At 64.8% G+C, this 25,409-nt stretch carries 35 protein-coding genes and 1 pseudogene; 19 read left to right on the plus strand and 17 right to left on the minus strand.

What is annotated here, in order from left to right; translation table 11 throughout:
• Positions 1–9 precede the first annotated feature (9 nt).
• Together N2602_RS26300 and recA are read right to left on the minus strand one after the other, a co-directional pair.
• Positions 10–990 (minus strand): DUF1835 domain-containing protein, encoded by a 981-nt coding sequence (locus N2602_RS26300; RefSeq protein WP_260379897.1) that lies wholly within the window; start codon positions 988–990, stop codon positions 10–12.
• A gap of 107 nt (positions 991–1,097) precedes the next feature.
• A complete protein-coding gene (gene recA, locus N2602_RS26305; protein WP_027577058.1) occupies positions 1,098–2,186 on the minus strand; it encodes a recombinase RecA in 1,089 nt (362 codons plus the stop codon).
• Positions 2,187–3,236: 1,050 nt separating this feature from the next.
• On the opposite strand from recA, the gene N2602_RS26310 reads away from it, so the two are divergent.
• Both N2602_RS26310 and N2602_RS26315 read left to right on the plus strand, forming a co-directional pair.
• A complete protein-coding gene (locus N2602_RS26310) occupies positions 3,237–3,437 on the plus strand; it encodes a hypothetical protein (RefSeq protein ID WP_172782929.1) in 201 nt (66 codons plus the stop codon).
• A 156-nt stretch (positions 3,438–3,593) separates the two neighbouring features.
• Complete coding sequence (locus N2602_RS26315; protein ID WP_260379898.1) at positions 3,594–3,764, plus strand: hypothetical protein; 171 nt, start codon at positions 3,594–3,596, stop codon at positions 3,762–3,764.
• A 634-nt stretch (positions 3,765–4,398) separates the two neighbouring features.
• Here N2602_RS26315 and N2602_RS26320 read toward each other — a convergent pair.
• Positions 4,399–4,656, minus strand: a complete 258-nt coding sequence (locus N2602_RS26320) for a DUF2798 domain-containing protein (RefSeq protein WP_260379899.1) — start codon at positions 4,654–4,656, stop codon at positions 4,399–4,401.
• 245 nt (positions 4,657–4,901) lie between these two features.
• On the opposite strand from N2602_RS26320, the gene N2602_RS26325 reads away from it, so the two are divergent.
• Positions 4,902–5,090 carry a hypothetical protein gene (locus N2602_RS26325; RefSeq protein ID WP_172782926.1) on the plus strand — a complete coding sequence of 63 codons (189 nt, stop codon included), beginning with the start codon at positions 4,902–4,904 and terminating at the stop codon, positions 5,088–5,090.
• A 30-nt stretch (positions 5,091–5,120) separates the two neighbouring features.
• Here N2602_RS26325 and N2602_RS26330 read toward each other — a convergent pair whose 3' ends face one another.
• Both N2602_RS26330 and N2602_RS26335 read right to left on the minus strand, forming a co-directional pair.
• A complete protein-coding gene (locus N2602_RS26330) occupies positions 5,121–5,378 on the minus strand; it encodes a hypothetical protein (RefSeq protein WP_172782925.1) in 258 nt (85 codons plus the stop codon).
• Positions 5,379–5,477: 99 nt separating this feature from the next.
• Positions 5,478–5,774: a hypothetical protein gene (locus N2602_RS26335; RefSeq protein WP_172782924.1), complete on the minus strand. Its 297-nt coding sequence runs from the start codon at positions 5,772–5,774 to the stop codon at positions 5,478–5,480.
• Between the two features lie 363 nt (positions 5,775–6,137).
• Between N2602_RS26335 and N2602_RS26340 the strand changes: the two genes are divergently transcribed.
• The gene (locus N2602_RS26340) at positions 6,138–6,602 is read left to right on the plus strand and encodes a PaaI family thioesterase (RefSeq protein ID WP_172782923.1); all 465 of its coding nucleotides are present in this window, start codon (positions 6,138–6,140) and stop codon (positions 6,600–6,602) included.
• A 112-nt stretch (positions 6,603–6,714) separates the two neighbouring features.
• Here the strand turns inward: N2602_RS26340 and N2602_RS26345 are convergent, their stop codons facing one another.
• Positions 6,715–7,008 (minus strand): HdeA/HdeB family chaperone, encoded by a 294-nt coding sequence (locus tag N2602_RS26345; RefSeq protein ID WP_172782922.1) that lies wholly within the window; start codon positions 7,006–7,008, stop codon positions 6,715–6,717.
• Positions 7,009–7,202: 194 nt separating this feature from the next.
• Between N2602_RS26345 and N2602_RS26350 the strand changes: the two genes are divergently transcribed.
• Entirely contained in the window at positions 7,203–7,445 is a 243-nt protein-coding gene (locus N2602_RS26350; RefSeq protein ID WP_260379900.1) for a PilZ domain-containing protein, read from the plus strand.
• A 224-nt stretch (positions 7,446–7,669) separates the two neighbouring features.
• Here the strand turns inward: N2602_RS26350 and N2602_RS26355 are convergent, their stop codons facing one another.
• Positions 7,670–7,894 (minus strand): hypothetical protein, encoded by a 225-nt coding sequence (locus tag N2602_RS26355; protein WP_212257991.1) that lies wholly within the window; start codon positions 7,892–7,894, stop codon positions 7,670–7,672.
• Between the two features lie 151 nt (positions 7,895–8,045).
• Between N2602_RS26355 and N2602_RS26360 the strand changes: the two genes are divergently transcribed.
• Together N2602_RS26360 and N2602_RS26365 are read left to right on the plus strand one after the other, a co-directional pair.
• A complete protein-coding gene (locus tag N2602_RS26360) occupies positions 8,046–8,450 on the plus strand; it encodes a hypothetical protein (protein ID WP_172782919.1) in 405 nt (134 codons plus the stop codon).
• A gap of 103 nt (positions 8,451–8,553) precedes the next feature.
• On the plus strand, positions 8,554–8,886 hold the full coding sequence (locus N2602_RS26365) for a hypothetical protein (RefSeq protein WP_172782918.1): 333 nt from the start codon (positions 8,554–8,556) through the stop codon (positions 8,884–8,886).
• Between the two features lie 145 nt (positions 8,887–9,031).
• On the opposite strand, the gene N2602_RS26370 is transcribed toward N2602_RS26365, so the two are convergent.
• Both N2602_RS26370 and N2602_RS26375 read right to left on the minus strand, forming a co-directional pair.
• Positions 9,032–9,499, minus strand: a complete 468-nt coding sequence (locus tag N2602_RS26370; RefSeq protein ID WP_172782917.1) for a DUF6691 family protein — start codon at positions 9,497–9,499, stop codon at positions 9,032–9,034.
• A 5-nt stretch (positions 9,500–9,504) separates the two neighbouring features.
• Positions 9,505–9,933, minus strand: a complete 429-nt coding sequence (locus N2602_RS26375) for a YeeE/YedE family protein (RefSeq protein ID WP_172782916.1) — start codon at positions 9,931–9,933, stop codon at positions 9,505–9,507.
• Between the two features lie 329 nt (positions 9,934–10,262).
• On the opposite strand from N2602_RS26375, the gene N2602_RS26380 reads away from it, so the two are divergent.
• On the plus strand, positions 10,263–11,429 hold the full coding sequence (locus tag N2602_RS26380) for a GNAT family N-acetyltransferase (RefSeq protein WP_260379901.1): 1,167 nt from the start codon (positions 10,263–10,265) through the stop codon (positions 11,427–11,429).
• Positions 11,430–11,431: 2 nt separating this feature from the next.
• On the opposite strand, the gene N2602_RS26385 is transcribed toward N2602_RS26380, so the two are convergent.
• Genes N2602_RS26385 through N2602_RS26395 form a run of 3 tightly spaced genes read right to left on the minus strand, consistent with a single transcriptional unit; the run spans position 11,432 to position 12,561 of the window.
• The gene (locus tag N2602_RS26385; RefSeq protein WP_260379902.1) at positions 11,432–11,704 is read right to left on the minus strand and encodes a type II toxin-antitoxin system HicA family toxin; all 273 of its coding nucleotides are present in this window, start codon (positions 11,702–11,704) and stop codon (positions 11,432–11,434) included.
• Entirely contained in the window at positions 11,635–11,838 is a 204-nt protein-coding gene (locus N2602_RS26390; protein ID WP_212257987.1) for a type II toxin-antitoxin system HicB family antitoxin, read from the minus strand. The genes N2602_RS26385 and N2602_RS26390 overlap by 70 nt, the downstream gene beginning before the upstream one ends.
• Positions 11,839–11,895: 57 nt before the next feature.
• On the minus strand, positions 11,896–12,561 hold the full coding sequence (locus N2602_RS26395; RefSeq protein ID WP_260379903.1) for a DsbA family oxidoreductase: 666 nt from the start codon (positions 12,559–12,561) through the stop codon (positions 11,896–11,898).
• Between the two features lie 170 nt (positions 12,562–12,731).
• On the opposite strand from N2602_RS26395, the gene N2602_RS26400 reads away from it, so the two are divergent.
• Positions 12,732–13,529 (plus strand): thioesterase family protein, encoded by a 798-nt coding sequence (locus N2602_RS26400; protein ID WP_260379904.1) that lies wholly within the window; start codon positions 12,732–12,734, stop codon positions 13,527–13,529.
• Here N2602_RS26400 and N2602_RS26405 read toward each other — a convergent pair.
• Together N2602_RS26405 and N2602_RS26410 are read right to left on the minus strand one after the other, a co-directional pair.
• Positions 13,517–14,338: a helix-turn-helix domain-containing protein gene (locus N2602_RS26405; protein WP_260379905.1), complete on the minus strand. Its 822-nt coding sequence runs from the start codon at positions 14,336–14,338 to the stop codon at positions 13,517–13,519. The two genes, N2602_RS26400 and N2602_RS26405, sit on opposite strands and share 13 nt — an antisense overlap.
• Before the next feature lie 40 nt (positions 14,339–14,378).
• Positions 14,379–15,200 (minus strand): helix-turn-helix domain-containing protein, encoded by an 822-nt coding sequence (locus N2602_RS26410; RefSeq protein ID WP_260379906.1) that lies wholly within the window; start codon positions 15,198–15,200, stop codon positions 14,379–14,381.
• Positions 15,201–15,301: 101 nt separating this feature from the next.
• Between N2602_RS26410 and N2602_RS26415 the strand changes: the two genes are divergently transcribed.
• From N2602_RS26415 to N2602_RS26425, 3 genes are all read left to right on the plus strand, one after another.
• On the plus strand, positions 15,302–15,532 hold the full coding sequence (locus tag N2602_RS26415) for a hypothetical protein (protein WP_172782909.1): 231 nt from the start codon (positions 15,302–15,304) through the stop codon (positions 15,530–15,532).
• Between the two features lie 31 nt (positions 15,533–15,563).
• A complete protein-coding gene (locus N2602_RS26420) occupies positions 15,564–15,962 on the plus strand; it encodes a hypothetical protein (RefSeq protein ID WP_260379907.1) in 399 nt (132 codons plus the stop codon).
• 824 nt (positions 15,963–16,786) lie between these two features.
• On the plus strand, positions 16,787–16,966 hold the full coding sequence (locus N2602_RS26425) for a hypothetical protein (RefSeq protein WP_260379908.1): 180 nt from the start codon (positions 16,787–16,789) through the stop codon (positions 16,964–16,966).
• A gap of 14 nt (positions 16,967–16,980) precedes the next feature.
• On the opposite strand, the gene N2602_RS26430 is transcribed toward N2602_RS26425, so the two are convergent.
• On the minus strand, positions 16,981–17,544 hold the full coding sequence (locus tag N2602_RS26430; protein WP_260379909.1) for an SET domain-containing protein: 564 nt from the start codon (positions 17,542–17,544) through the stop codon (positions 16,981–16,983).
• Between the two features lie 162 nt (positions 17,545–17,706).
• On the opposite strand from N2602_RS26430, the pseudogene N2602_RS26435 reads away from it, so the two are divergent.
• Positions 17,707–18,310, plus strand: a pseudogene (locus N2602_RS26435) (hypothetical protein).
• Positions 18,311–18,326: 16 nt separating this feature from the next.
• On the opposite strand, the gene N2602_RS26440 reads toward N2602_RS26435, so the two are convergent.
• Positions 18,327–19,055 carry a TetR/AcrR family transcriptional regulator gene (locus N2602_RS26440; RefSeq protein WP_260379910.1) on the minus strand — a complete coding sequence of 243 codons (729 nt, stop codon included), beginning with the start codon at positions 19,053–19,055 and terminating at the stop codon, positions 18,327–18,329.
• A 106-nt stretch (positions 19,056–19,161) separates the two neighbouring features.
• Here N2602_RS26440 and N2602_RS26445 point away from each other — a divergent pair, with 106 nt between their 5' ends.
• From N2602_RS26445 to N2602_RS26470, 6 genes are all read left to right on the plus strand, one after another.
• On the plus strand, positions 19,162–20,559 hold the full coding sequence (locus N2602_RS26445) for a carotenoid oxygenase family protein (RefSeq protein ID WP_260379911.1): 1,398 nt from the start codon (positions 19,162–19,164) through the stop codon (positions 20,557–20,559).
• 63 nt (positions 20,560–20,622) lie between these two features.
• Entirely contained in the window at positions 20,623–20,871 is a 249-nt protein-coding gene (locus N2602_RS26450; RefSeq protein WP_212257979.1) for a hypothetical protein, read from the plus strand.
• A 75-nt stretch (positions 20,872–20,946) separates the two neighbouring features.
• Positions 20,947–21,522 (plus strand): hypothetical protein, encoded by a 576-nt coding sequence (locus tag N2602_RS26455; RefSeq protein ID WP_260379912.1) that lies wholly within the window; start codon positions 20,947–20,949, stop codon positions 21,520–21,522.
• A 12-nt stretch (positions 21,523–21,534) separates the two neighbouring features.
• Positions 21,535–22,089 (plus strand): inner membrane-spanning protein YciB, encoded by a 555-nt coding sequence (locus N2602_RS26460; protein ID WP_172782901.1) that lies wholly within the window; start codon positions 21,535–21,537, stop codon positions 22,087–22,089.
• A 105-nt stretch (positions 22,090–22,194) separates the two neighbouring features.
• The gene (locus tag N2602_RS26465; RefSeq protein WP_036013050.1) at positions 22,195–22,491 is read left to right on the plus strand and encodes a hypothetical protein; all 297 of its coding nucleotides are present in this window, start codon (positions 22,195–22,197) and stop codon (positions 22,489–22,491) included.
• A 14-nt stretch (positions 22,492–22,505) separates the two neighbouring features.
• Positions 22,506–23,426, plus strand: a complete 921-nt coding sequence (locus tag N2602_RS26470) for an SH3 domain-containing protein (protein WP_260379913.1) — start codon at positions 22,506–22,508, stop codon at positions 23,424–23,426.
• Between the two features lie 147 nt (positions 23,427–23,573).
• On the opposite strand, the gene N2602_RS26475 is transcribed toward N2602_RS26470, so the two are convergent.
• Positions 23,574–25,229, minus strand: coding sequence for a fumarate hydratase (locus N2602_RS26475; RefSeq protein ID WP_212257976.1), 1,656 nt, complete (start codon positions 25,227–25,229; stop codon positions 23,574–23,576).
• Positions 25,230–25,409: the final 180 nt, after the last annotated feature.

A 25,409-nucleotide genomic window follows, 5' to 3' on the forward strand; every position in this document is an offset into this window, starting at 1 on the left:
CCGTCGCCCTCAGGGCTTCGTCAGGACAGCGCCGTAGCGCCACAGCCTGTCGTTGGTCAGATGCGCGCCGCCCCACCAGCGATCAATCGGATTGTAACGGCTGAAATCCTCCTGATGGGCAACGACAGCCTTACCGAATTCGGTCAGCGACAAGCGGCTGCGAAGGTAAACTTCGTGCCGGGCTCTGAGATTGCCAAGATCGATGGTGCGTAATTCGTCGCCCAGCCCGGCCACGGCTGGCTTGGGGCCGAGGGCAAGGCCTTCGAGCAAATATCCCAGTTCGACCTCACCCCACACGTAAGTGCCCCGTAGCGAGCGTAGATGGAACAACGGATTCGTGTTTGCAAACCAGTCGAGCATCTCCAGAAATCGAATCTCGGTCGCGCCTAGCCCTGTCAAAGGCGACGGGAGCTCTGCCAGAAGCTGAAGCAAGGCTGGCCGCAGCATCAGCAAGGCGCTCAGATCGCGGTGAAGCAGATCGATGCAGGGCTCCGGGGTCGGCGCGCGGTAGGCCGACCAGGCCAATTTGGCAATCTCGAACTCCTCCGCACCGATATCCCCGACGGTAATATAGCGTTCGCCCTCGGCGAAATCATATTCGGGGCCGAAAAACAGGTCGGAGTCCAGCAATCGCAGCCCGACCTTCTGCGCCAATGCAGGATGGTTGCCGAGGTGATCGAGCAACCAGACCAGTTGCAATTGGTCGCTGGCAGTCGCTCCGAACCAGAGTTCGATCTCGTCGTACGGCTCGCAAAATTCAGCCAGCGACAATTTGCGGCCCTTGGCGCCGCGGGGCCAGCGGACCCAATCCGACCAATGTTCGGCATGACCAAGCTCTGCGGTGTAGGCAGCCAAATAAGCCGACAGCTTTTCCTCGCGCGGGAGCGGCCCCCACTCAAATTGAAAATGGAACGGGATGACGATCTCGGCCAACCCCGATTGAGCAAGCTCCCTCCCGCCGCCCCAGCCAGTCAAGATCAGACGCTTCATCGCACCACCTGATCAACGCAACGCAAAACGAAACGGGCACCGAAGACGTCGGCAACTCAACGTCCTCAGTGCCCGCTCCTCGCGAAAAACTTTCCGCTGGTCGAGGCTTACTCGTCCGCCGGCTCCTCGCCGTCGGCGTCGCGCTCGGGCGTGCCGGCCAAAATCTGCTCGGCAATCAGACCGGAGTTTTGGCGGATCGCGGTCTCGATCTTGGCGGTGATGTCGGGGTTGCCCTTCAGGAACGCCTTGGCGTTCTCGCGGCCCTGGCCGAGGCGCTGGCTGTCATAGGAGAACCAGGCGCCGGACTTCTCGACGATGCCGGCCTTGACGCCGAGATCGAGGATCTCGCCCATCTTGGAGACGCCCTCGCCGTACATGATGTCGAACTCGACCTGCTTGAAGGGCGGGGCCAGCTTGTTCTTGACCACCTTGACGCGCGTGGTGTTGCCGACCACCTCGTCGCGCTCCTTGATCGCACCGATGCGGCGGATGTCGAGGCGGACGGAGGCGTAGAATTTCAGCGCATTGCCGCCGGTGGTGGTTTCCGGCGAGCCGTACATCACGCCGATCTTCATGCGGATCTGGTTGATGAAGATCACCATGGTGTTGGACTTGTTGATGGATGCCGTCAGCTTGCGCAGCGCCTGGCTCATCAGGCGGGCCTGCAGGCCAGGCAGCGCGTCACCCATCTCGCCTTCGAGCTCGGCCTTCGGCACCAGCGCCGCCACCGAATCGACCACCAGAACATCGACGGCGCCCGAGCGCACCAGGGTGTCGCAGATCTCCAGCGCCTGCTCGCCGGTGTCGGGCTGCGAGATCAGGAGCTCGTCGATGTTGACGCCGAGCTTGCGGGCATAGACCGGATCGAGCGCGTGCTCGGCGTCGATGAAGGCGCAGATGCCACCCTTCTTCTGCGCTTCCGCCACCGTATGCAGCGCGAGCGTGGTCTTGCCCGAAGATTCCGGCCCGTAGATCTCGACGATGCGTCCCTTGGGCAGGCCGCCGATGCCCAGCGCGATATCGAGCCCGAGCGAGCCGGAGGACACCGCCTCGATGTCCATGGAGCGGTCGTTCTTGCCGAGCTTCATCACCGAGCCCTTGCCGAACTGCCGCTCGATCTGGGAGAGCGCGGCGGCCAGAGCTTTACTCTTGTCCATGGAAGATCCTTCGACGATACGCAGGGCAGTTGCGGACATTGGGTCGTGCTCCTTATGGCGAGGATTCGCGTGAGGGACAAACGGTTGCGAGGCAGCTCGGCGATAAAACCAATGTACCCCATTTGTTCTCAGTTCGCAATATGTTCTTTGTGGATTTTGGGTGCTGTCCGTATGTGCCCCCCCGGTGTCCTAGGTAGAAATACGGAGTGCCCTGATTTCCCGGAACTAGGGCTCTGGCAGGTGACTTGATAGCAGCCTCACACCTCGACAACGTGACGGTGACACGAAGGCCTCAGCTCGGTGCTAGCCCCGGAGCTGAGGCCTCCTATCGCTTGCGTGCATTTTTGTACCAAGCATCGGAACGGAGTTGGCTGTTCCAGAATCTTCCCTGCACTTGATCCATGTAGGGAATGCCGTGGTTACGAAGAACACCCGAGAAGTAGCAGCGACGCTACTTAAGCTGGCCAAGACGAGTTCCGACCCAGCAGTGGCGGCTGGCTTCATTGAGAGGGCCGCCGATCTCAAGGAGCGGATAGACGACGAAGGGCTGCCCAAGGCCGACGGGAATCTCCCTCCCAGCATCATTCAACGGCAGTAAGGCCGCCTCAGTTGGCGGCCCGGGCGCCGTCCGCATTCGATCCGGGTGATTGCAAGAATCCCGAACCTTGGTGCCGCAAAAATCAGCCGACGTGCAGCAAGCGCTGACCAAATGATGGGAGCTGGTCGAGCCGGCATGAACCATCGCGGAGCGTCCGGATTATCCGCTCATGCATCGCCTATGGTATTTCGTGGCCTTCCTCGCCGTCACCGCAACCGCATTCGGTGCCTTGGTGGCTTTTGACAAGCTCCTGGGATGACCTGGGGCCGCCTCGCGAGCCGGCCCCATTGGTTGATGGAGCCGACCTCTGCGGCCCAACAAATCAGCCATGCTGGATCGTCACCCTCCCCGCTTTGCACTGAGTGCACAACTGAACAGACGCGGATCCATTTCCGGATCCTAATGCATCATCACCGCGCGGATCTTGGCCACTATCGGTGATGAGAACGCTCAGCTCGCGCTCCCGCCTCCTCGCACGGAAAGAGCGCGCCATGTTCAAGCGACGACGTTTCAAGCAGCAGCTGACCCTTCAGGACCGGCTGTCCGCATGGGTGAAGCAGATCCGCGAGCAAGCGTCCAAGCTTCCTCCCGGGCCGGAGCGGGACGCGCTGCTCAAGAAGGCCCGTCAGGCCGACGTTGCCAATCATCTGAGCGATTGGGTCAAATCGCCGGGGCTTCAGCCGCCGAAATAGCCGCGCCTCCGCCGGGTTCGGCAAAGCGAATATGATCGGCATCAACGACGCGCGGCCGGCGCGCCGTCATGTTTCCGTAATCCTGCGGCACCGAACCTTTTCGCGGTCTCCGGTTTTCTGTGGGGATGGGACCGCAACTTTTGGGGACCTCAGCTCATGACGGACAACGACGCGCACCACGACACGATCAGGCGAAAGCCGCTGCTGGAGGCGGCGCACGAGGAGATGGTGAAGTTCGAGCGCAAGGAAAACGAGTTCCGCAAGAAGGACCGCGAAGAGCGCGCCGCCGAGCTCCATCTGCCGCTGAACGAGATCAAGGTCCACTAGGCACCGCCAGGACCGGCTTCCGGAGCGGGTCGAGGTCCGCCCCGCGACGGGGCGCCAGCCGCGGTTTAGGGCGGGATCCCCGACCCCGGCAGCGCCAGTCGGCTGCCGCAACCGCGGGCTTCCAAGGTATCTAAATACTACCCGTAACCCATTGGCCGAGCGAGGAAATTGCCCGGCACCCTACTGTGCATGGGGTTGTTTTCCCGCTTTTGAAAGGCGGCAGCGCCGGCGCCCATCGATGCGAGCGCCCGGCACGCCGGCCCCGTCTACAGCAGCGCCAGAAGAATCAGGCCTATCACCAGCACCACGAAGCCAGCCGCCGTCGCGGCGGCAAATGACCGCTCTACGTTATCCATGATGCCACCCCGTTGTCGGCGCGCCACGTTTCCCCCATGGCTGCGCCGAACGGATGAAAATCTTGCCGACGGGTGTGTCCGCAGTGGTGCGGACGGATGTCGAAATTGGGACCGGTACGGGGCCAGTCTGCGGCCTTCGATCACGCTCCTGCCGGTCGTTCGCCTGTCAGGCTGCCGTAAGCTCAGCCGGCTAGGGTCATTCGGCTATGGTGTTGCAGCCCAGCACCCAGCCTCCAACAACTCTCAGCCCCGCTTGGCTCTCCCCAGGCGGGGCCTTTTCATGCCTGCCGGCCGGCGCTGGGTTCCCGCTCCTCCCGGGTCAGGCGCAGCGCGAAGGCGCGGATCGCGGGCGCCGCCAATAGCACGACCGGCAGCATCGCGGCCCATGCGATCAGCCAGGACACCATCCAGTGCCGAACGAAGAGCACCGGGCTGGCTGCCGGAAAGCTCGCGATTCCCGCCGCGATCAGCGAGGTCAGCCCGGACTGGATGATGCCGAAGACGAAGTGAGAGTAGCGGCGGGGAATGCCGAGCATGAGGGGCCCATGGTTGCTTGCCCGCGATCAGGCAAGCAAGGCACATGCCGTCAAGCTGAAGCAGATCCGGCCCGGGTCGGAACCACGCTGTGGGCTCGCCGAGCCCCAGGAACTTTGTTCATGGTCGGAGAACCACGGAGATCGAGCGCCGTTCGCGTGCGGCCGGCGACAGATTTTCCTTGCCTGCGGAATATTGCGACGACCAACATGTTTGCAGGCATGAAGGTGAATCGTGGGAGGTGACCATGAATCACAGGGGCGTCGAGTTCACCATCGCCAAGACGGCGATTCCCGGAATCTGGCAATGGCAGTTCCGCATCGGCGACCAGATCAAGACCGGCAAGACCGAGACCAGGATCGACCTGCTGGCGATCCGGCGCGTGCAACTGCGCATCGACCGGGAGCTGAAGGCGATCGGGCGAAAGACGGCCTGAACCGTTCGCCCTCATGTGCCATAGAGCGCATCAGTCCGCGCTGGGCAGCCGCCGCATCGTGAACTCGATCTCGCCGCCCGGCAATTCGCGCCAAGTCTCGACCTCGCTCATATAGCCGGCCTTGGGATAGCGGGCGAAGAAGGCCTGCGCCCTCTCCCGCGCCGCCGCGCGCGGCAGCGTAAAAGTCTCGCGCAGATAGCCATCACCGCGCGCGGTCGGCCCCGGCTTGCCGGCCGCCTTGCGCCGGCGCGCCATCCGCTCGGCGAGATCCCGCGGACGATCGGCCATGTCCTGCCTTCCTCAACGCACTACGCTACGGACAATGTAGGGCGCGGGCCGGATCAAGAGGAGTCCCGTCGGAAAGACTTCGTGCCTACCGGAACGGGGTCAGTTGGCGGCCGTACCGCTCTTGGACTTCTTCGGCGCACTGGTTGCGGCTGACGCCTTCGGGGCCGCCGGCTGCTTCGGCGGATCGGCGCGCATGCCGCCCCAGGGATCGCTGGACGCCTTGGAATCAGGAATCTTCTTCAGCGTTTCCTTGTAGGCCTTGTCACGCTCGGCCTCGGCGGCCTTCTCCTCCGGGGACTTGCTGGGGAGATCCTGCATCAAATTGACATTGGGCATTTGCGCGTAGGCAGGTCCCGCCAGCACGGCCAGTACCGCGGCCAAACGGAAAAGCTTCATCATTCACTCCTTAGATCTTCCATGAGGCGCGGATCGCCCGCGCCGTGTCATCCTTGTCAGCCCGGTCACGACCCGGAGGGCCGCTAGAGCCGATCCGATCTGCATGATTTCGGCGCATGCAGCCAGTCGTCCCAGATCGGACCGCATTTGGTGCACCCGCCCAGCCCAAGACCGAGCACGGCCATGCAAAAGACGAGGACACAGCGACGCAACATCATCCAACCCTACCCAAGCGAGGCATCATATCGGGCCAAGTCAGGCATTTTCAAGCCGAGGCGGCCGGCGCGAGACCGAGTGACTTTGCCTCGCCGATGCGCGCACAATGCGACGAAACATCCGGCAACACAGGAGCGCGCGACAGCAATGCAAACGCAGCCAGAAGCGGAGTTCGGCCTCGACGACGCCAGGCGCATCCTCGGCGAGGTCTTTGCGCCCTGGGTCCAGGATCTCAACCTCGCGGTCGAGCGCCTCGAGCATGCGCCGCCCGCGGACGTTGCGGACTGGCAGCCCGGCGCGCTGCTGCGCATGCCGTTTTCGGAGCGGCTGTGCCGGAACGGCGGCGTGGTCTGCGGCCAGGCTCTGATGGCGCTCGCCGATACCGCGATGGTGATCGCGATCCTCGCCGCCAATCGCGGCTACCGTCCCATGACCACGGTCGACCAGACCACGCATTTCATGCGCGCGATCTCCGCGTCCGACGTGCTGGCGGACGCGCGCGTGGTGCGGCTCGGGCGCACCATGAGCTTTGGCCGCGTCACGCTGCTCTCGGCCGCCGACGGCAAGCCGGCCGCGATGGTCTCGAGCGCGTTCGCGATGCTGCCGGGATGAACGCACTCTGAAACAAGAGAGCCGCGCGGAGCGCAAAGCTCGACGCGGCTCTCGATGCAATCGTGTCGGGACAGGAAGCGCGCTCGCGCTTCGCGTCATTGCGCCCGCGATATCACTTGCCGAGGATCTCGTCGGCGGCGGTGACGACGCTGACGGTCGGATTCTTTCCGCAATAGGCGCCGAACTTCTTGGCGTTCGCGATGAAGACGTCGGTGTCGATGATCGCGTTGTCTTCGTCGCCCTTGTACCAGCCGTCCATCCAGGTCAGCACGACCGCGATGTTGTCCTCGCCGCTCTCCAGGAACTGCTTGCAGGACATGGTCGAGAGGTCCCACTTTGCGGCGTGAGCGGGCATCGAGGCCAGCGAGAGCGCTGCGGCGAAAAGAAGCGAAAGCGAAGTCTTCATCAATATCTCCATCGGCGCGTCACGCCATAAAGGAAAGGCTCTTGGGTAGGCTCTTTAGGCAGGTTCGTTGGAGCGGCTCGCCGCTCCAACGTCGTAAACAAAGTCTGAAACGCCGCGCAAGTAGCGCCAGTATTGAGTTTAGTTCAACGTAATTTCTATGCACTACTTCATAATCCTCGGCAGGACTGACGCGGATGATTGAGAAGCGCACATCGCAACGTCATCGTGTTTTCAAGGGCGGAAAGATCACCTTTGAAAACAGCGGCATTGCTTGCACGGTGCGAAACATGTCGGCGGGCGGCGCGGCGATCGACCTCGACACTCCCGTCATGTTGCCGCAATCGGTCACGCTCTCGATCGCGTGCGACCATTTCGTAAGGCATTGTCGCACAGTTTGGCGCAGCGACAAGCGCGTCGGCCTCGCTTTCGTGCAATAGCAGGCGCGATGTGAACGAACGTTCGCATCACATGCACAACACGATCATGATTGCTTCGATACGACGGCGGCACCAACGCGGTTCGCAATCACGCGCGTGACGACCGCGAGCACGATCGATGATGACCCCGCAACAAATCGTCCACTGGCACGATCGGTCGTGCGCGACAGGAGCGACGGCGCTTCTCCGAAACCGAAATACAGGTCCGCGCCATCCACCTCACCTCATTTCGGCTTCTTGGCAGGTTCACCCGGACGGGCGCCGCCCCAGGGGTCGTACCTGTCCTTGGGTTCGGGAATGCGCTCGAGCGCGGCCTTGTAGGCCTTCTCGTCGACCTTGGGACTGTTGTCGATCGGCTTGGCGCCGTCATTGGGCTGGCGCCGGCCCTGCGCCTGCACTGATGCGACCGTCAGTGCCAGCACGGCGGCCGCGATGACCAAAATCCTCATTGCAGCAATCCCCCTCGCGTGGGGTACAAACTAGCCCGCAATCGCGGAATAGCAATGTTGCGGGTTCCAAGACTTCAGCAAAACTTGATCGACCGGGACTTCGTCGGATCGCGTTCGTGCCTATCTGTTGGCCCGCAGGGGACCTCCACGGATGTTGCGGATCATTGCTCATGCGGCGCTGCTCATCGGCGCGCTGGCGCTCGGTGCCTGCGGCTTTGCCGACAGCCGCGCTCCGGTGCCGGAGTTCATGCGCATGAAGGAGGCCGAGCAGCCGCCGCCGGAAGCGCCCCCCGACGTCAAGCGCGTGGTGCGCGAGCAGATCGACGTCGTCTTTCTCGCAACATCCTATCCGCGCGAGGTGCACGTCGCCCCGCCCCATCGTGAGGTGCGAGGACCGGGCTGGACCGCGTGCGTCCGCGCGCAGCTCACCTCGGCGACCGGCACGTCGCTCGGCGCCCAGACCTACATCGTGACGATCAACGGCGGCAAGGTCGTGGACCGCCGGCGCGCGGACGCCGACGACATCTGCGGGACGGAGACTTACGAGCCGATCTAGGAACCCGCCTTGACGACAAGGTTCCGGGAAAAACCAGTACCGCGACCGGGAACGATCACCGCCTCCCCTTCTTGTTACCGCCGAGGGCAGTTTCGAGGAGGACATGATGAGGACGTTGACTATTGCGCTGTTGGCTGGCGTGGGTGCTTTGGCCGCCGCCTCGGGGGCGAAGGCTTCCGATATCTATACGAGCAGCGAGTACACCAATCCGGATCTCGTGCAGCAGGTGCGACTTGTCTGCGACGAGGATGGCCGCTGCTATCGCACACGCGGCGGTTCGCGCGTGATCGTGCGCGATTCCTACAACTACATGCCGCGCGAGCGCTACTACGAGCGCCGGACCTATCATCGCGATTGGGATGACGGCCCGCGCGCCGGCGTCGGCATTCGCGCGCCCGGCGTCAGCGTCGGCGTCGGTGTCGACGACCGCTGGTGATCGATGAAGGCTTGATGGTTGGGACCGGACGAGACTATTCGCCCGGTCCCGTTCGTGCGACCGAACCAACCGCCGATGTCGGGCTGCTGGAACCGCCGAGCTTGATGAGTGCCTCTGGGGTCCATGACTGCTCTCTGGCGTGACTTCAGGTTTCGAGCGGATCGGCCGGTGTGACGAGGCGCGTCAACGACGGCAGATGAGCGATGAAGCGGGCGAGCACCATGCCGGCGCACATCGCCACGACGAAGATGACGGCAGAGAGCGAGCCAAATCCGAGCGCGGTCAGCGCCGGCCCCGGACAGAAGCCCACCAGCCCCCAGCCGACACCGAAGATCGCAGGACCTGCAACGATCCTGGGATCGATGTCGAGCCGCGTCGGCAGATAGAATCGGTCGGCGAAGAGCGGACGCGCGAGCTTCAGGACGCGGTTGAATCCGACGAAGGTCACCGCCACCGCGCCCGCCATGACGAATGCGAGGCTCGCATCCCATGTCCCTGCCGGAATGCCGCCGATGTCCAGGAAGTTCAGCACCTTTGCGGGGTTCGACATCCCGGAGACGATGAGGCCGATGCCGAAGATCAACCCGATCGCGAATTGAACGAGGATTGCCATGGCGATCAGCTCCAGTGCCGCATCACGAAGACGGTGGCCATTCCGGCGGCCATGAAGGTCATTGTGGCGACCAGCGAGCGCACCGACAGCCGCGACAGGCCACAAACGCCGTGGCCTGAGGTGCAGCCACTGCCCCACACCGAACCGAACCCCGTGAGCAATCCGCCGACGATCAGGAGAGCCGGTCCCGCCGCGATCGTCTGCTCCGGCAGACCTCCCGTGACGAGCCGCACCAGCACGGGCGCGGCGGCGAGACCGGCCACGAAGGCGAGGCGCCCGGCGAATTCGCGGTCCTCATAGGGCGGAAACAGCCGCGCCGCGATGCCGCTGACGCCGGCGATCCGGCCCGTTGCCCACATCAGCAGAACGGCCGCGAGGCCAATCATCGCACCGCCAACAAGGGACGCGATCGGCGTAAATGATGTCGAGACCATGAGCCTCTCCCGAGCGAGGTAGTTTCGCAGGCAAGCGCGAGACCGGAAGTCCGCGCAGTGCTGGAGATTCTGTACCGCCTCTTCTGCGCCGGCAAGTCGGACTCTCGCCTTCGCAAGACGGCGGGAGTGCCGGGAGACTGGCCACGAGTCCTCAGGGCAAGTCATATGCGACTGCCCTGAAACTTCGGGATCACCCCCGGCCGGATGCTGAATGGAATGTTAACACTACCGCTCGAATTGCAGCGGCGTCCCAACGGTATTTTCCAATCTTTGCGCTAAGCAATGCCCGGTAGCACGGGCTCAGCTCGCGCGAACGGGGACGACGGGACGTGGTCGACATCGCGCATCAGGCGGCGATCAATCCGGCATCGGCAAGGGATGTCGCGATGGCGCGCGCGCCTGTCCCGATTGCCGCCGTCGACACCGGCCAATGGCGCGCGCTGGCGCAGCGGGCGATCGAGCCGAACGGATATTATCTGCCCGCCTGGGAGCTGGCCGTCAGTGCAACGGCGCGCGGTCGCACGGATGCCTCGGCTCTGGCCGCATACGACTCTTCGGCGCGGCTGATCGGCCTGATGCCGGTGATCTCGCTCTGGCGCGCCTGGAAGATTCCCCTGCCCGCCCTGGTGAGCGCGCATCCCTATGGCACGCTGTGCAGCCCGCTGCTCGACCGCGACGCTCCGCTCGAGGCCGCCGCGCGTCTGCTGCAGCAGGCACGCGAGGCCGGCGCGCATGCGCTCGTGCTGACCGACGTCGCCCTCGACGGCGCAGCCATGGCATCGCTCAAGCAGGTGCTTAAGCGCGACGGCCTGAAGCCGCGTATCCTCAGCTCCTACATCCGCGCCAGCCTCGATGCGACGAAGGATCGGGACATGCTGTTGCGCGACGCGCTCGGCGCCAAGAAGCTCAAGGAGCTGCGGCGACAGCGCCACCGTCTCGAGGAGCACGGCCCTGTCGTGTTCGAGATTGCGCGCAGCTCCGACGAGATCGGACCTGCGCTCGAAAGCTTCCTGCAGCTCGAAGCGAGCGGCTGGAAGGGCAAGCGCGGCACCGCGCTGGTTCAGCACGCCGGCGACGCAACCTTCATCCGCCGCGCCGTGCCGGCGCTGGCAGAGGCTGCACAGTGCGAGATCGTCACGCTTCGCGCCGGCGCGACCCCGATTGCCGCCGGCATCGTGCTGCGCCACCAGGATCGCGCCTTCTTCTTCAAGCTCGGCATCGGCGAGCGCTTTGCAAAATATTCGCCCGGCGTGCAGCTGACGCTGGACCTCACCCGCCATCTCTGCGCCGATCCCGCCATCGCCAGCGCGGATTCGACGGCAAATGCCGATCATCCCATGATCAACCCGATCTGGCGCGGACGCCTTGCAATTGGGGACGTGCTGATCCCGCTGCGGCGGCACGACCCGGTCGTGACGCTGGTTCATGGAGCGCTCGCGACGCACAAGATCGCCTACGCGGCGGCCCGATACGCGGCTCATTTGATCAGGAAGTGAGGCTATAGATCGTCGTCCGATAGCTCAGCCATCTTGACGAGATGACGCAGGAGCCCCGTCTTTAGGGGCTTATTGCTATGGATCGGAACGGAGAGCCGGACGATGCTGCCCGGCTTGCTGTAGATGTGATGACTGCCGCTGACGCGAAGTAAACTCCAGCCGTGTCGTTCGACGATACGCGCGAACTCCCGACCAGAGACGGATTTCACGTCGTCAGTTCCAAAATCCGTTCGATGCCACCCGGCTCCGGCGGCGCTACTTCGACCGACAGACATCCTTCAATCGCGTCGCGAAGATTTGCCATGAGCTCATCCATGGTATCGCCTTCCGTGGCACAACCAGGGATGGCCGGGACTTCGGCCCAGAAGCCCCCCTCTTCCGCCTCGTGTATGACAATCTTAATCTTCATATTGTCCTCGCGCCCCGAACAATTGCCCAAGCTGACGACAGATTCAACTTTCTCAGCCTACTCCGCCGCCTGCGCGTTGATCTCCGCCGAGACCTGGCGAATGGCGCGGGCGAGCAGGCTCGGATCCTGCGCGCCGGAGACGGCGTACTTCTGTGCAAAGACATAGGTCGGCACGCCGGAGATGCCCTTGTCGGCGGCTTCCTGAGCATCTACCGAGACGCGCGCGACATCCTCGTCGGTGGCGAGGCGCTTGCGAACGTCGTCGGCATCGAGGCCGATATCGGCAGCCGCCTGCACCAGCACGTTCACATCGGTGAGATCGCCGCCGTCGCGGAAGTACAGCTCCATCAGGCGCTGCTTCATCTCGGGCGCCTTGCCGATCGCTTCCGCCCAGAGGATGAGGCGATGGCAGTCGGTCGTGTTGGGCTGGCGCGCCACCAGCTCCGGCTTGTAGACGAGCCCCTCCTCGCTCGCGGCCGCGACGACGCGCCCCGCAATGCCCTTATAGGCTTCGACCGAGCCGAACTTCTGGGTGAGATAGGCCTCGCGGCTGATGCCCTCGCGCGGCACCCAGGGATTGAGGAAGAAGGGGCGGAAATTGAGCTTGACCGGAACGTCGGGCACGAGCGCCAGCGCGCTCTCGATGCGGTGCTTGCCGATATAGCACCAGGGGCAGACCACGTCGGAGACGACGTCGATCTGGAGCGGTTTCAGCGTGCTCATGTCAGGCGCCTCCTTCGGGCACTTCGAGGGTCCGCCCGAACATAAGCCGAACCGGGGGCGGTGCAAGGCACCCGTCCTGCATGGCTCACGACTTCACCTCTGCGGTTATTGTGGCACGTTGCCCCCGCCCCGATAGTTGCGGCCACGATCAAGCCCAAGGGGAGACCGCGATGACCGCCATTTTCAAGCCGGAAGGCGATTTGTTCCGGCCCACCGAGCATGCCGGCGGCCCGTGGTCGCCGGACATGCTGCAGGGAAGCGCCACCACCGCGCTGATGACCCGCGAGGTCGAGCGCCTCGCTGCCAAATCCGGCTTTGCGGTGCGGCGCCTGACCTTCGATCTGTGGCGGCCGGCGGGCCTGCGCCTGTTCAGGGCGGTCAGCGAGCTGCTGCGCGACGGTCGCAAGGCCAAGACCCTGCAGGTGCGGCTGATGGACGGCGACACCGAGATCGGCCGCTGCACGGCGCTGCTGACGGCGCCGAGCGGCGAGTCGCCCATCGACCCCTTCGCGAGGCCCGTGGCCGTCGACAAGGGGCCCGAGGCCGGCACCCTGCCGCCCGCCTTCGCGCAGAAATGGAGTCGCTATTTCCAGAACGTGTCGGTGCGCCTGATCGAGGGCGCCCTGGAGAAGCCGGGCCCGGCCGCGGCCTGGATGCGGCTCGATGCGCCGCTGGTCGAGGGCGAACCGAACACGCCGCTGCTCCAGGCGGTGCAGGCCGCGGACTTCTCCAGCGGCGTCGCCCAGATCGTCGACATGCGCCAATGGACCTTCATCAACCCGGAGATCAGCCTCTATTTCTTCCGTCCGCCGGAGGGCGAATGGATCCTGATCCGCGCCGCCACGCGCGTCGGCGCCCATGGCGCGGGCCTCACCACGGCGACACTGAGCGATCGCAACGGTCCATTCGCGGAAGTGATGCAAGCCATGAGCTTCGAGCGGCGCGAGGCGCAGGCTCAGGCGTCCTGAGCTGCAAGCGCAACCAAGGCGCCTTCGGACGCGGCATCAACAGGCATGAACATTTCGACGCGAAGCTCCTGCAGCGTCACGTCCTGCGGGGTGCCGAGCGTCAGCACCGCACCGATCAGACCAATGCCGACATCGCCCTTGCGCAGGCGCACCTCGCAGAGCGGCCCCGGCACGGAATTGTCCTCGGTCGGCGCAGGAAGCTGCGGCAGCCGCATCAATTCGCGCCAGGTCGATTGCAAGGCCTCGTCAAGCGGCGCGGCCATTGCTTCATGCCGCGCCCGCGCCAGCAGCGCGGCCGCAACAATCGGCCAGTTCTCGACGAACGGCTTGAGCTCGTCGGGCGCGAGGAACATGCGCATGTGATTGAGCGGCCGCTGCATGCGCTCAGGGCCAAGCAGCATGCTCATCAAGCGCGAGGCGGCGCGATTGGCCTGCATCACGTTCCAGCGCCGGTCGGTGACGATCGCCGGGAATGGCTCGTGACGGCTGAGCAGAAGATCGATGGCACGCCGCGCCTCGGCAAGCTCCGGCGCCGACAGATCGCGCTCGCCATATTGCCGCGCGAAGCCGCCGGCCTCGAGCAGCGCGTTGCGGTCGCGCAACGACAGATCGAGCGCGGACGCGAGCTGCAGCAGGATGTCGCGGCTTGCTGCCGCCTTGCCGGTCTCGACATAGCTCAGATGCTTGATCGAGATGCCGGCCTCGAACGCAAGCTCAGCCTGGCTCAAGGCGCGACGCGTGCGCCAGCCGCGCAGGAGATCACCGACGGGATTGGCCGGCCGCAACCGCCGGAACGCGCGTGTGTCCATCCGCCGATTATGCGAGCGCTGCTCCGTCCTGTAAACGGCGTCACTGCAGGCGGGCCGCCATCTGCTTCAACCGCTCGGCGGTGCGCTCGTCCGCCGGAAAGAACGTCTCCAGCGCCAGCTCCGAGAGGGTGATGTCGACGGGCGTGCCGAACACCATGGTCGTGGAGAAGAAGCTGAGGATCTCTCCGCCATGCCGCAGCTTGAACGGGATCGCGACATTGTCGCTCGACAGCGGGGCCGAACGCGCCGGAAGCGGATAGCTCTTCAGATCATTGTAGAGCTTGATCAGCGCCGGATCGGCTGTCGCCTCGCACTGCCGGTGCAGCCGTTCCAGAAGATGCCCGCACCATTCGGCGAGATTGACCGTGCGCGGTGCCAGCGCCTCGGGATGGAAGGCCAGCCGCAGCACGTTGACGGGCTGGCCGAGCAGATGCTGCGGGACGCCATCGAGCAGCGGTGCCACCATCCGATTGGCGGAGACCAGGTTCCAGTGCCGATCCACCGCGAGCGCCGGATTGGGCTCATGCGCTTTCAAGACGAGGTCGATCGCCTGACGGGCTGAGTTCAAGGCGGGATCCTCCAGCGGGCGCTGCGGAAAGGCTGGCGCGAAACCGGCGGCGACCAGCAGCACGTTGCGTTCGCGCAAGGGCACGTCGAGACGTTCGGCCAGCCGGAGCACCATGTCGCGCGAGGGCGCGGCGCGGCCGGTCTCGACGAAACTCAGGTGCCGCGCCGAGATTTCGGCCTCGCCCGCCAGATCGAGCTGACTCATGCGGCGGCGCTGCCGCCATTCGCGCAAATGGTCGCCGATATGGATCGGCTGGCTGCGTTCGGCCTGGGCCGTGGATGCATGTGCGTTCATGACCAAAAACCTAGCATGCGGATTTCGGCCCTTCCATTACCCGCGAGGTAATCGAAACGGGGCACGGACGCGCGCATCTTCGTTCGCAACAGGAGATGACCATGATCGCACTGCTGCTCTACAGGACCGTCGCAGACCACGTCTTGCCCTGGGCCATGGCGTTCGCAACGCGGATGCTGGCGCGCAGCCTCAACATGCCGGAGCCCCTGGTGCATTCGACCGGCGACTACGTCGTGGCGCAGGTCATCGCCTTCGAGCACGGCGTCGGCAGGAGCCTCTGCCCGTTCCGTCTCGCCCGTCTGCTCCGCGCCTGGTGGCGCGGTCGGCATTGAGTTCCACCCAGCCCAACCAAGGAGACCTGAGATGATCGATGCATCCACCTTCCTGCGCCGCGCCCTCTTCGCCGACGCCATCTTCAGCGGCATCGCCGCGCTCGGCTTCACCTTCGGCGCGAGCACGTTCGCAGCGCTGTTCAACCTGCCCGAAGCGCTGCTGCGCGAGACCGGCCTGTTCCTGATCGCCTACACCGCCCTGGTCGGCTGGCTCGCCTCGCGAGCGACGCTGGCAAAGCCGCTGGTCCTGCTGGTCGTGATCGGCAATGCGGTCTGGACCGTCGGCAGCATCGCGCTGCTGCTCTCGGGCGCGGTATCGCCGAACCTCGCCGGCGAGCTCATGGTCGTCGCGCAAGCCATCGCCACCGGCGTGTTCGCCGAGCTGCAATATGTGGGATTGAAGAAAAGCGGGCACGCCGTCGCGGCGTGATCGCTTCGTGCCAGCTCCGCGGCGCAGACCGGGGAACGCGAAGGCTTCATCATATCGGATCGTACCCGGATGCATGCATGACCTCGCGTTCTCGCGGCGGATTTCGCCCGAGCTTTGCTTCGTTGCTTGCGCCCTTCGATTGCCGGAGGGCGCAGGGAGGGCCGGGCGCCGGCGGCACCCGAGTCCGTGTACAAGGAAATGCACACGGGGTGGACTACAGGTGTTTCCGGTCGCCCGGCCTTCCCTGCGCGGATGGTTTTAACGGTGTCCTTCGTGCTCTCCTCGGGGAGCGTTGCACTATTGCCCCCGTCGCCTCGCGGCTTCTCTGATGCGCGCACCCGGTTGGGCCGCCGCATCACCGCAAGCCTTGACGCACAGACCCCGGGCGTCAGGACCACACGACTTCTCCGTCCGCGGACGATTTGGCCTCAGCGTCCGGGGCTTAGTGTGCGCACCCCAGACCATCGACCAAACCGCTGTGACCGCGCCGTGTCGTATGCGCATCGCCTGAGACTCACGGTTGCCCGCCCTGTCCTCAAGCAAATCGCGCCGGCGCTACCGCGTCCACCGCACCCCGGCCCGCATCTCGTGACGATCGCGAAACGCCCCTCTGGCAGGGCCGGGATGGGCGCTGTATGCCATAAATCCGAAATTCGGAAAAGTGATATATTTCTGCGCGATGGGATTGACTGGATTTGGGTGTTTTGCCCGACGCCTCGCCGGTAGGCAGCGAGTACGGCGAGCGGCGCGGAAATGCGATGGGTTTCGCAAGGGCTCGACCCAACTTGCGGGGCCTGAGGCGCTCGCGCAGCGAGCCTCGAAGGATGAACGATCCCGATGCAAGCGGGCCGTCGCCCTTCGAGGGCCGCCGAAGAGGCGGCCGCCTCAGAGGGGACGGTCAGCATCTAAACGCGCTGTATCAACAGCGTCATTGCGAGCGCAGCGAAGCAATCCAGAGTCTTTCCGCGGTGGGTTTCTGGATTGCTTCGCTGCGCTCGCAATGACGGAGTGCGCGGGGCTACGCCTTCGCGCGGCCCACCTTGCCGGCAAAGTGCTTGCCGTTCAGCTTCTTCTTTTTCACGGACGCGGTTTTGGCGCCCGCCTTCTGCGCCTTGCGCTCGGCCCGCGCCTTCACCTTGGCGGCTTCCGCCCTCGCCTCGGCGCGCAGCTTCTTGCGCTTCTTCTCGCAGGAATCGCACTTGCAGCCGATCGGCTTCAGATAGGCTTTGAAATAGTCGGTGCCGTAATCGTAATTGATCTCGTCGCCCGGCTCGATGTTCCTGATGGCGCGGATATAGACCTTGCGCTCGCGCGGCCGGACGTCCGATTCCGCATTGGGGCGGCAGGAATGGTTGATGTAGCGCGCGAGGTTCTTGCGCACCGATCCGTCGATGGTCCAGCGCCCGTTGAGCTCGAACAGATATTTGTTCTCGATCTCGTCCTGCTCGGGAATCCGCGAGTCCAGGATCGGTCCGAAATAGCGGATGATCCGGCTACCCTTCTTGATCGGCTTGGTGGCGAAGAGGCCGAGCCCGGTCTTGGAGCGGCCGACGCGATAAGGTTTGTTCGAGGTGGCTGGCATGATCTGGAGAATGAGAACGCGAACGAGGCCGCACGGCTTGAGGCGAAGCAGTTCTTCTAGAACGATTCCGCGCTGCTGTCAGGTCTGTCGCGTCCCTGTTTGAACCTTGCCCACAATCAAGACGTCTGATGGTACGGAGTTCCCACTGCATCGAAGCCGCATATGAACCGCCTTACCAGCATCGGCTTGGCCGTCCTGATGACCTGCATCGGCCTGAACAGCGCTGACGCCCAATCCCTGGGCAGCAGCTACACCTCGACAGCAGGAAAAGATTGCCGACAGGTTGGCAAGCCCAGCGCGCTCGACGACAGCAGCACGCGGGTTTGTCCGGGCAAAGACGGCCTGATCGTGCTGATCGCCGAGGACGATCTTCGCGAGATCGTCTCGGTCGGGCGCAACCGAGGCAGCAGCTGAGGAACCGGCGGCAAAAGTCTGGTTCGCGCCGTTCAATTCGTCGGAGCCCACCATCGAATGGCGCGCGGCCGGCGCAAAGCCGTTTGCGATCATCCAGCGCTGGCATATCGCCGACAATTCCGATCCCGACAAGCAGGGGCGGCCGAACACCAAGGCCATGCTGGTGGTGACCCGGCTGCCGCCGGGTCCGGTCTGCCACGTCGCCTATGTCGATGCGATCGCCAACCCGAACGCCAACGAGCTCGCGCGCAAGGCCGCCGACGATCTCGCCCGCGGCTTCGCTTGCGGCAAGGACGAGGTCAAGATCATCGGCACGCCCGGCCGCGCCGTCGAGCTCGCGACCAGGCGCTAGAGCGCCAAACAAGCCGCTACACGGGAAATTTCGTGGTGATGGGCGCGGTCAGCATCGCCTCGAACAGGCGTTCGGCCGTCGTCCCCTCGGGCAGCCGCTCGAGGATGTCCTTCAGCCGCCCGTCCAGCAGCAGCGTGGTGAAGCCATGCACCATCGACCAGGCCCGCGCGATGGCGGCGGCCTGGTTCAAGGTCAGCGCATCGCCGCTGATCTGCTCCTGCCGCATCGCGCCGATGGCATTGGCGAGCCCGGCGAAGGAGGCTTCGGCCGCCTCGTGCAGCGAGGGCCTGGAATAATCCAGCCGCTCGGTGCGGAACATGATGCCGTACATGCCGGGATGGGCCTGCGCATAGGCGACATAGGCCTTCGGCCGCGCCAGCGCGCGCTCAAGCGGCGTGGTGGCGGCATCGCAGGACGACGCCATCGCCGCGTTGAACTGGCGGAAGCCGACGGCCGCGAGCTCGCTGAGAAGACCGGTGAGATCGCCGAAATGATGGGTGGGTGCGGCATGCGAGACGCCCGCCTCGCGCGCCACCGCGCGCAAGGTCAGGCCGGCAAGCCCGTCGCGCTCCAGCACCCGTTCGGCGGCCTGGAGCAGCGCTTCGCGCAGCGCGCCGTGATGATACGGCGTTTCGGTTTTCGCGCTCGTCGCGCGGCGCGAGGTGCGCGATGCCGCGGTCGATGTCGTTTTTCTCGGGGCACGCCGGCTTCGCGCCGCTTCGCCCTTGGTGTCGGTCTTGGCCATTTGCAAGCTATATGACGCAATATTGACAGTGTAAAGATTTCACTTGACGAAAGCTGCAATCGGGCCTATTCGATCTTTACGATGTAAAGATAGGGGAGGATTCGCCGTGCAGCACGACGCCATGGCCGAGCGCCGCAACAATCTCGCGCCGATCCCGTTCGAGGCCGACGCGCCCTTCCTGAAGATCATCGGCGAGTTGCCGCGCGAGCTGAACGGAACGCTCTACCGCAACGGCCCCAATCCGCAGTTCGATTCGCCCGGCGCGCACTGGTTCGTCGGCGACGGCATGTTGCACGCCTTTCATCTCGAGAACGGGCGCGCCAGCTACCGCAACCGCTGGGTCCGCACGCCGAAATGGCTGGCCGAGCACGACGCCGGCCGCGCGCTGTTCGGCGGCTTCGGCCGCAAGCTGCCGGATGCGCCGGCGAACCTGACCGACGGCGGCGTCGCCAACACCAACATCATCTTCCATGCCGGCAAGCTGCTGGCGCTGGAAGAAGCGCATCTGCCGACGGAGATCGAGCCGGGCACGCTGGTGACGCGCGGCTATCACAATTACCAGGGCCGCGTCGCCGGCAGCTTCACCGCGCATCCCAAGATCGATCCGGTCACCGGCGAATTGGTGTTCTTCGGCTACAACGCCGCGGGGCCGCTGACGCCTGCCCTCTCCTACGGATCGATCGACGCAACAGGCAAGGCGACGCGCTTCGAGCGGTTCGAGGCGCCCTATGCCAGCATGGTGCACGACTTCATCGTCACCGCGAACCATGTGCTGTTTCCGATCCTGCCGATCACTGGCAGCATGGAGCGCGCGATGAGCGGAAAGCCGCCCTATGCCTGGGAGCCGGACAAAGGCGCCTATGTCGGGGTGATGAAGCGCAGCGGCACCGCCAAGGACATCGTCTGGTTTCGTGCCGAGGCCTGCTTCGTCTTCCACGTCATGAATGCGTGGGAGGACGAGGGCCGCATCATCGCCGACGTCATGCAGTTCGAGGAGGCGCCGCTGTTTCCGCATCCGGACGGACGGCCCACCGATCCCGAGAAATCGCGCGCCCGCCATTGCCGCTGGACCTTCGATCTCGCAAGCAATACCGACCGCTTCCAGCAGACCTACCTGGACGATCTCACCGGCGAATTCCCGCGCATCGACGACCGCCGCGCCGGGCTGAAGAGCCGTCACGGCTGGTACGCCTGCGCCAATCCGAAACTGCCGATGTTCGGCGCGCTCTCAGGCATCGTCCATGTCGATGGCAATGGCAGGCGGCTCGGCCAATACCTGCTGCCGGCCGGCGACACCATCTCCGAGCCGGTGTTCGTCGAACGGTCGACGGATGCGGCCGAGGGCGACGGCTGGCTGCTCGCGGTGGTCTGGCGCGCACGGGAGAACCGCAGCGATCTCGCCGTGTTCAATGCCACCGATATCGAGGCCGGCCCCGCAGCCTTGGTCCAGCTCGGCCATCGCGTGCCAGATGGCTTCCACGGCAATTGGGTCGGCGCGGCGTAGCTCTCGTCATTCCGCGGGCGCGCCACTTGGCGCGAAGCCGGGACGACGAAGATGGAGTTTTGCATGTCCATGCCCTCGATCACCGCATGCTCACTTGTCCTCCTCGCCGGCGCTGCGCTCGCGTTCCAGTTGATCCGGCTGCGGCGAAGCCGCCACACCGTCTTCAACGGCGGCATCCTGCTGTGCCTCGGCCTGCTGATCGCCGCCGCACTGCCGCTCGTGCCCTGGACCGAATTGGCCGAGGAGGCATTGGACCAAGCCGTTGCTGCCCTTCACGCCTTGGAGGTCGCTTACGTCATTTTGACACTGTAAAGATTTCGCTTGACCCGGCATCGCCGGGGCATTATTGATCTTTACATCGTCAAGATATACCCACCGAGGCGGCCCATGGCGATTTTCCTGATCCTCGCACCCTACGGCGCCTTCGCCTTCCTGATGCTGGTGACGTCGGCAATGCTCAGCGTGTTTGCGGCATCGGCGATCTGCCTCGCCACCATCGCGATCGATGTCGCGCGCGGCCGCTCGGTGAAGATCCTGGCCGCGGGCTCGGCACTCATATTCGCCGCGATCGGCCTTTACCTCGCGCTGATCGACCCCGCGCTCGGCACGCTCGGCGTCAAGCTGTCGGTCGATGTCGGAATCTTCGTCATCGCGCTGGGCTCGATACTGCTGCGCCATCCCTTCACGCTGCAATATGCGCTTGAAGCGGTGCCGGCCGAGACCGCGGCGATGCCCGGCTTCCTCCGCGCCAATTACATCATCACCGGCGCCTGGACCGCGGCCGCGCTGTTGATGGCGGCGGCCAATCTCGTGCTGCTCTACGTCCCCGGCCTGCCGCTCTGGTCGAGCCTTGCGGTGGCCTTTGCCGCCCGCAACAGTGCGATCTACTTCACAAAGTGGTATCCCGAGTATCGCCAGATCAAGTACGGTACGCCCGCCCGCGCCCTCCCCGACGCCCGCTGAACAGGATCGACGATGAAGGACGTATTCGCCCGCCTCGCCTCCGACTTCCTCTCCGCCATCATCTTCCTGGCCGTCTACCTCATCACCGACAACGTGATCCTGGCGACGTCGGTGGCGATCGCCGCTGCAATCGCGCAGGTGATCTACGCCCGCCTCAAGGGGCAGGCGCTCAACTACATGACCTATGCGAGCCTCGCGCTCGTCGTCGTGCTGGGCGCGATCACGCTTCTAACCCACGATCCGCGCTTCATGCTGGCCAAACCCTCGATCGCGCATTTCGCGATCGGCCTCATCATGCTCAAGCGCGGCTGGATGCTGCGCTACATGCCGCCGATCGTCACCGAGACCGTTCCGGAATATGTGACGGCTGCGGGCTATGCCTGGGCGGCGCTGATGTTCGTGATCGGCGCCGGGATGATCGTGGTCGCCTCCACCGGCGATCTGAAGCTTTGGGCGTTCTACATCACGGTGGTCGCCGGCGGCGCCAAGATCCTGGCCTTCGCCGTGCAGTATGTGGTGCTGCGGCTCATCGTCACCAGCCGCCGGCGCGCCGCCGCCCGGGCCTGATTGCCATATTGCAGGGTTAGTCAGGACCTGCGAGTTGCGCTATAGGCTCAGCTCGGGACGGCCGCGGATCGTCGCGGACCGCCGAGATTTGTTCGGGAGACGGGAATGGCCGTAGACGGCAACTGGAATCTGACCATGACGACGCCGATGGGCGAGCGGCAGGCGACGCTGAGCCTGAAGGCTGCGGGCGGCACGCTCACGGGCACGCAGGGCGCGGAAGGCAATACCACCGAGATCTTCGACGGCACCGTCTCCGGCGACAACGTCTCCTGGAAGGTCTCGATCGACAAGCCGATGCCGCTCACGCTCGAATTCACCGGCACGGTCTCCGGCGACAGCATCAGCGGCGAGATGGGCATCGGCCCGATGGGCAGCTTCCCGTTCACGGGCGCGCGGGCGTAACGCACGCTGCGCCGATGCGTATGCTTCGTCTCATCGCGGCGACAATCCTGTGTGTCGCGACACAGGCAGCGCGCGCGAATGACAGCGAACCTGCGTGGCGCGCAAGCGCGCTCGCTTTGGTGCCGGCAGGCTATGTTGCCGGCACCGCTTATCGAACCGAAGGTGCGACCGGCTATCTCGCGCTCTACCCCGCGACATCGAACGATCCGAAGACACCGGCAAGCGCCTTTGCGGCGCGCCAGGCTCTGGTCGTCACGCTGACGGCTGATGCGACGCGCGCGATGTCGGCCGAGTTGAAGCCGCGCACCGATCCGGATTCTGACAACGACGACAGCGATTTCGCCAAGCTGCACGCCGAGCTGGCCGCCAAGCGCGCGACGCTCCCTGCTGGCACCGAGCCCTGCGATCTCGGCGCCTGGTCCATCGACAAGGATTCCAGCGGCCTCAACGTGCGCGCCGAGCCGTCCGTCAAGGCGCGCGTGCTCGGCACCTTGCCGCCGCCCTACCGGCTCAAGCTCGGCGGCGCCGAGAACACGCCCGAGGGCGGCTGGCTGACCGAATTCCGCATCATCGGCTTCAGGGACGGCTGGTTCCTGATCGAAGGCGCGAGACCGCCCGGCAAGGATTACGAGGACGAGAAGCGATATCCGCGCAGCGCGCCGAAGCCCTATGCCGGCCGCGGGTGGGTCGCCTCGAACAAGGTCGGCGCAGCCTTTGCCAATGGCGCCACGCGCATGGGCGGGCTGTTTCAGGCGCCCTTCATCGATGCCAAATGGATGCCGGCCCAGCGCGAGCTCGGCGGTGCGCTCGACACCGACGGCGGCCCGAAGCGCATTTTTGCCTGCAGCGGCTACTGGGGATTGGTCGAGAGCCACGACGGCGTCCGCGGCTGGTGGCGCGCGCTGTGCTCGAACCAGGTCACGAATTGCAGTTAGCGAGATAGAGCGAGCAAGCGCCACGCTCGCGTCCCGGACGCGGCGCAGCACGACGTGATGCGACGCAGAGCCGGGACCAGGCTCCACGATGGACCCCGGATCAGCTGCGCAGCATTTCATGCTGCGCAGCATCCGGGGAACGCCGCCCTAGCCCAGATTCAACTCCTTGAAGAAGTCGTTGCCCTTGTCGTCGATGATGATGAATGCCGGGAAGTCGACGACCTCGATGCGCCAGATCGCTTCCATGCCGAGCTCGGGATATTCGAGCACCTCGACCTTCTTGATGCAATGCTCGGCGAGGTTCGCCGCGGCGCCGCCGATCGAGCCGAGATAGAAGCCGCCGTATTTCTTGCACGCCTCGCGCACCGCCGGCGCGCGATTGCCCTTGGCGACCATCACCATCGAGCCGCCGGCGGCCTGGAACTGGTCGACGAAGGAATCCATGCGGCCCGCGGTGGTCGGACCGAACGCGCCGGAGGCGTAGCCCTCGGGCGTCTTGGCGGGACCGGCGTAGTAGACCGGATGGTTCTTGAAGTAGTCCGGCAGCGGCTCGCCCTTCTCCAGCCGCTCGCGCAGCTTGGCATGCGCGCTGTCGCGCGCGACGATCATGGTGCCGGTCATCGAGACCCGCGTCTTGATCGGATATTTCGAGAACGTCGCCAGGATGTCCTTCATCGGCTGATTGAGGTCGATCTTGACGACCTCGCCGCCGAGCGCCTCTTCGACCTGCGGCAAATATTGCGCCGGGTTGTGCTCGAGCTCCTCGAGATAGATGCCGTCCCTGGTGATCTTGCCGAGCACCTGGCGGTCGGCCGAGCAGGACACGCCAAGCCCGATCGGGAGCGAAGCGCCGTGACGCGGCATGCGGATCACGCGCACGTCGTGGCAGAAATACTTTCCGCCGAACTGCGCACCGACGCCGAGCGACTGCGTCATCTTGTGGATTTCCTTCTCCATCTCGACGTCGCGGAAGGCGTTGCCGTCAGGCGAGCCGTGCGTCGGCAATGCATCGAGATAGCGCGCCGAGGCGAGCTTCACCGTCTTCATGCACAGCTCGGCCGAGGTGCCGCCGATCACGATCGCGAGGTGATAGGGTGGGCACGCCGCGGTGCCGAGCGTGAGGATCTTCTCCTTCAGGAACGCGAGCAGCCGGTCCTTGGTCAGCACCGAGGGCGTGGCCTGGAACAGAAAGCTCTTGTTGGCGGAGCCGCCGCCCTTCGCCATGAACATGAACTTGTAGGCGTCGTCACCCTCGGCGTAGATCTCGCACTGCGCCGGCATGTTGTTGGCGGTGTTCTTCTCCTCGTACATCGAGAGCGGCGCGACCTGCGAGTAGCGCAGATTGCGGCGCAGATAGGCATCGCGCGCGCCTTCGGACAGCGCGGCCTCGTCATCGCCGTCGGTGATGACGTTGCAGCCCTTCTTGCCCATGATGATCGCGGTGCCGGTGTCCTGGCACATCGGCAGCACGCCGCCGGCCGCGATATTGGCGTTCTTGAGGAAGTCCAGCGCGACGAACTTGTCGTTCGGGCTGGCCTCACTGTCTTCCAGGATCGCGCGGAGCTGCTTCAGATGGCCGGGGCGCAGATAATGGTTGATGTCGCCAAAGGCCGCCTCCGACAGCGCCCGCAGCGCCTCGCGCGACACCACCAGCATGTCCTTGCCAAGCACCTTCTCGACCCTGACGCCCTCGGACGAAATCTTCTTGTAGGGCGTCTCGTCCTTGCCCAGCGGGAACAGCGGGGTGTGCTTGTAGGGCGGAACGGGCTTGGACTGGTCGGGGAAGGCTGTCGGAGCGTTCATGGGGCAAATCTCGGGGTTTTGGGGCCCTGGCGGGCCTCTCAGCATAGAAGCGTTCTAAGCGCATTTTAGCCAGAAAAGAAAGGGAGCGGTGCGCATGGGAGGGGCAGATCCGGCACGGGAAGGCATTGGCGCAGCTCGTGGAAATGCCTCTGCCCACCCTTGCGATTCGCGTCGGCCGAC

Source organism: Bradyrhizobium sp. NC92 (assembly GCF_025200865.1).
Taxonomy (GTDB): Bacteria; Pseudomonadota; Alphaproteobacteria; order Rhizobiales; family Xanthobacteraceae; genus Bradyrhizobium.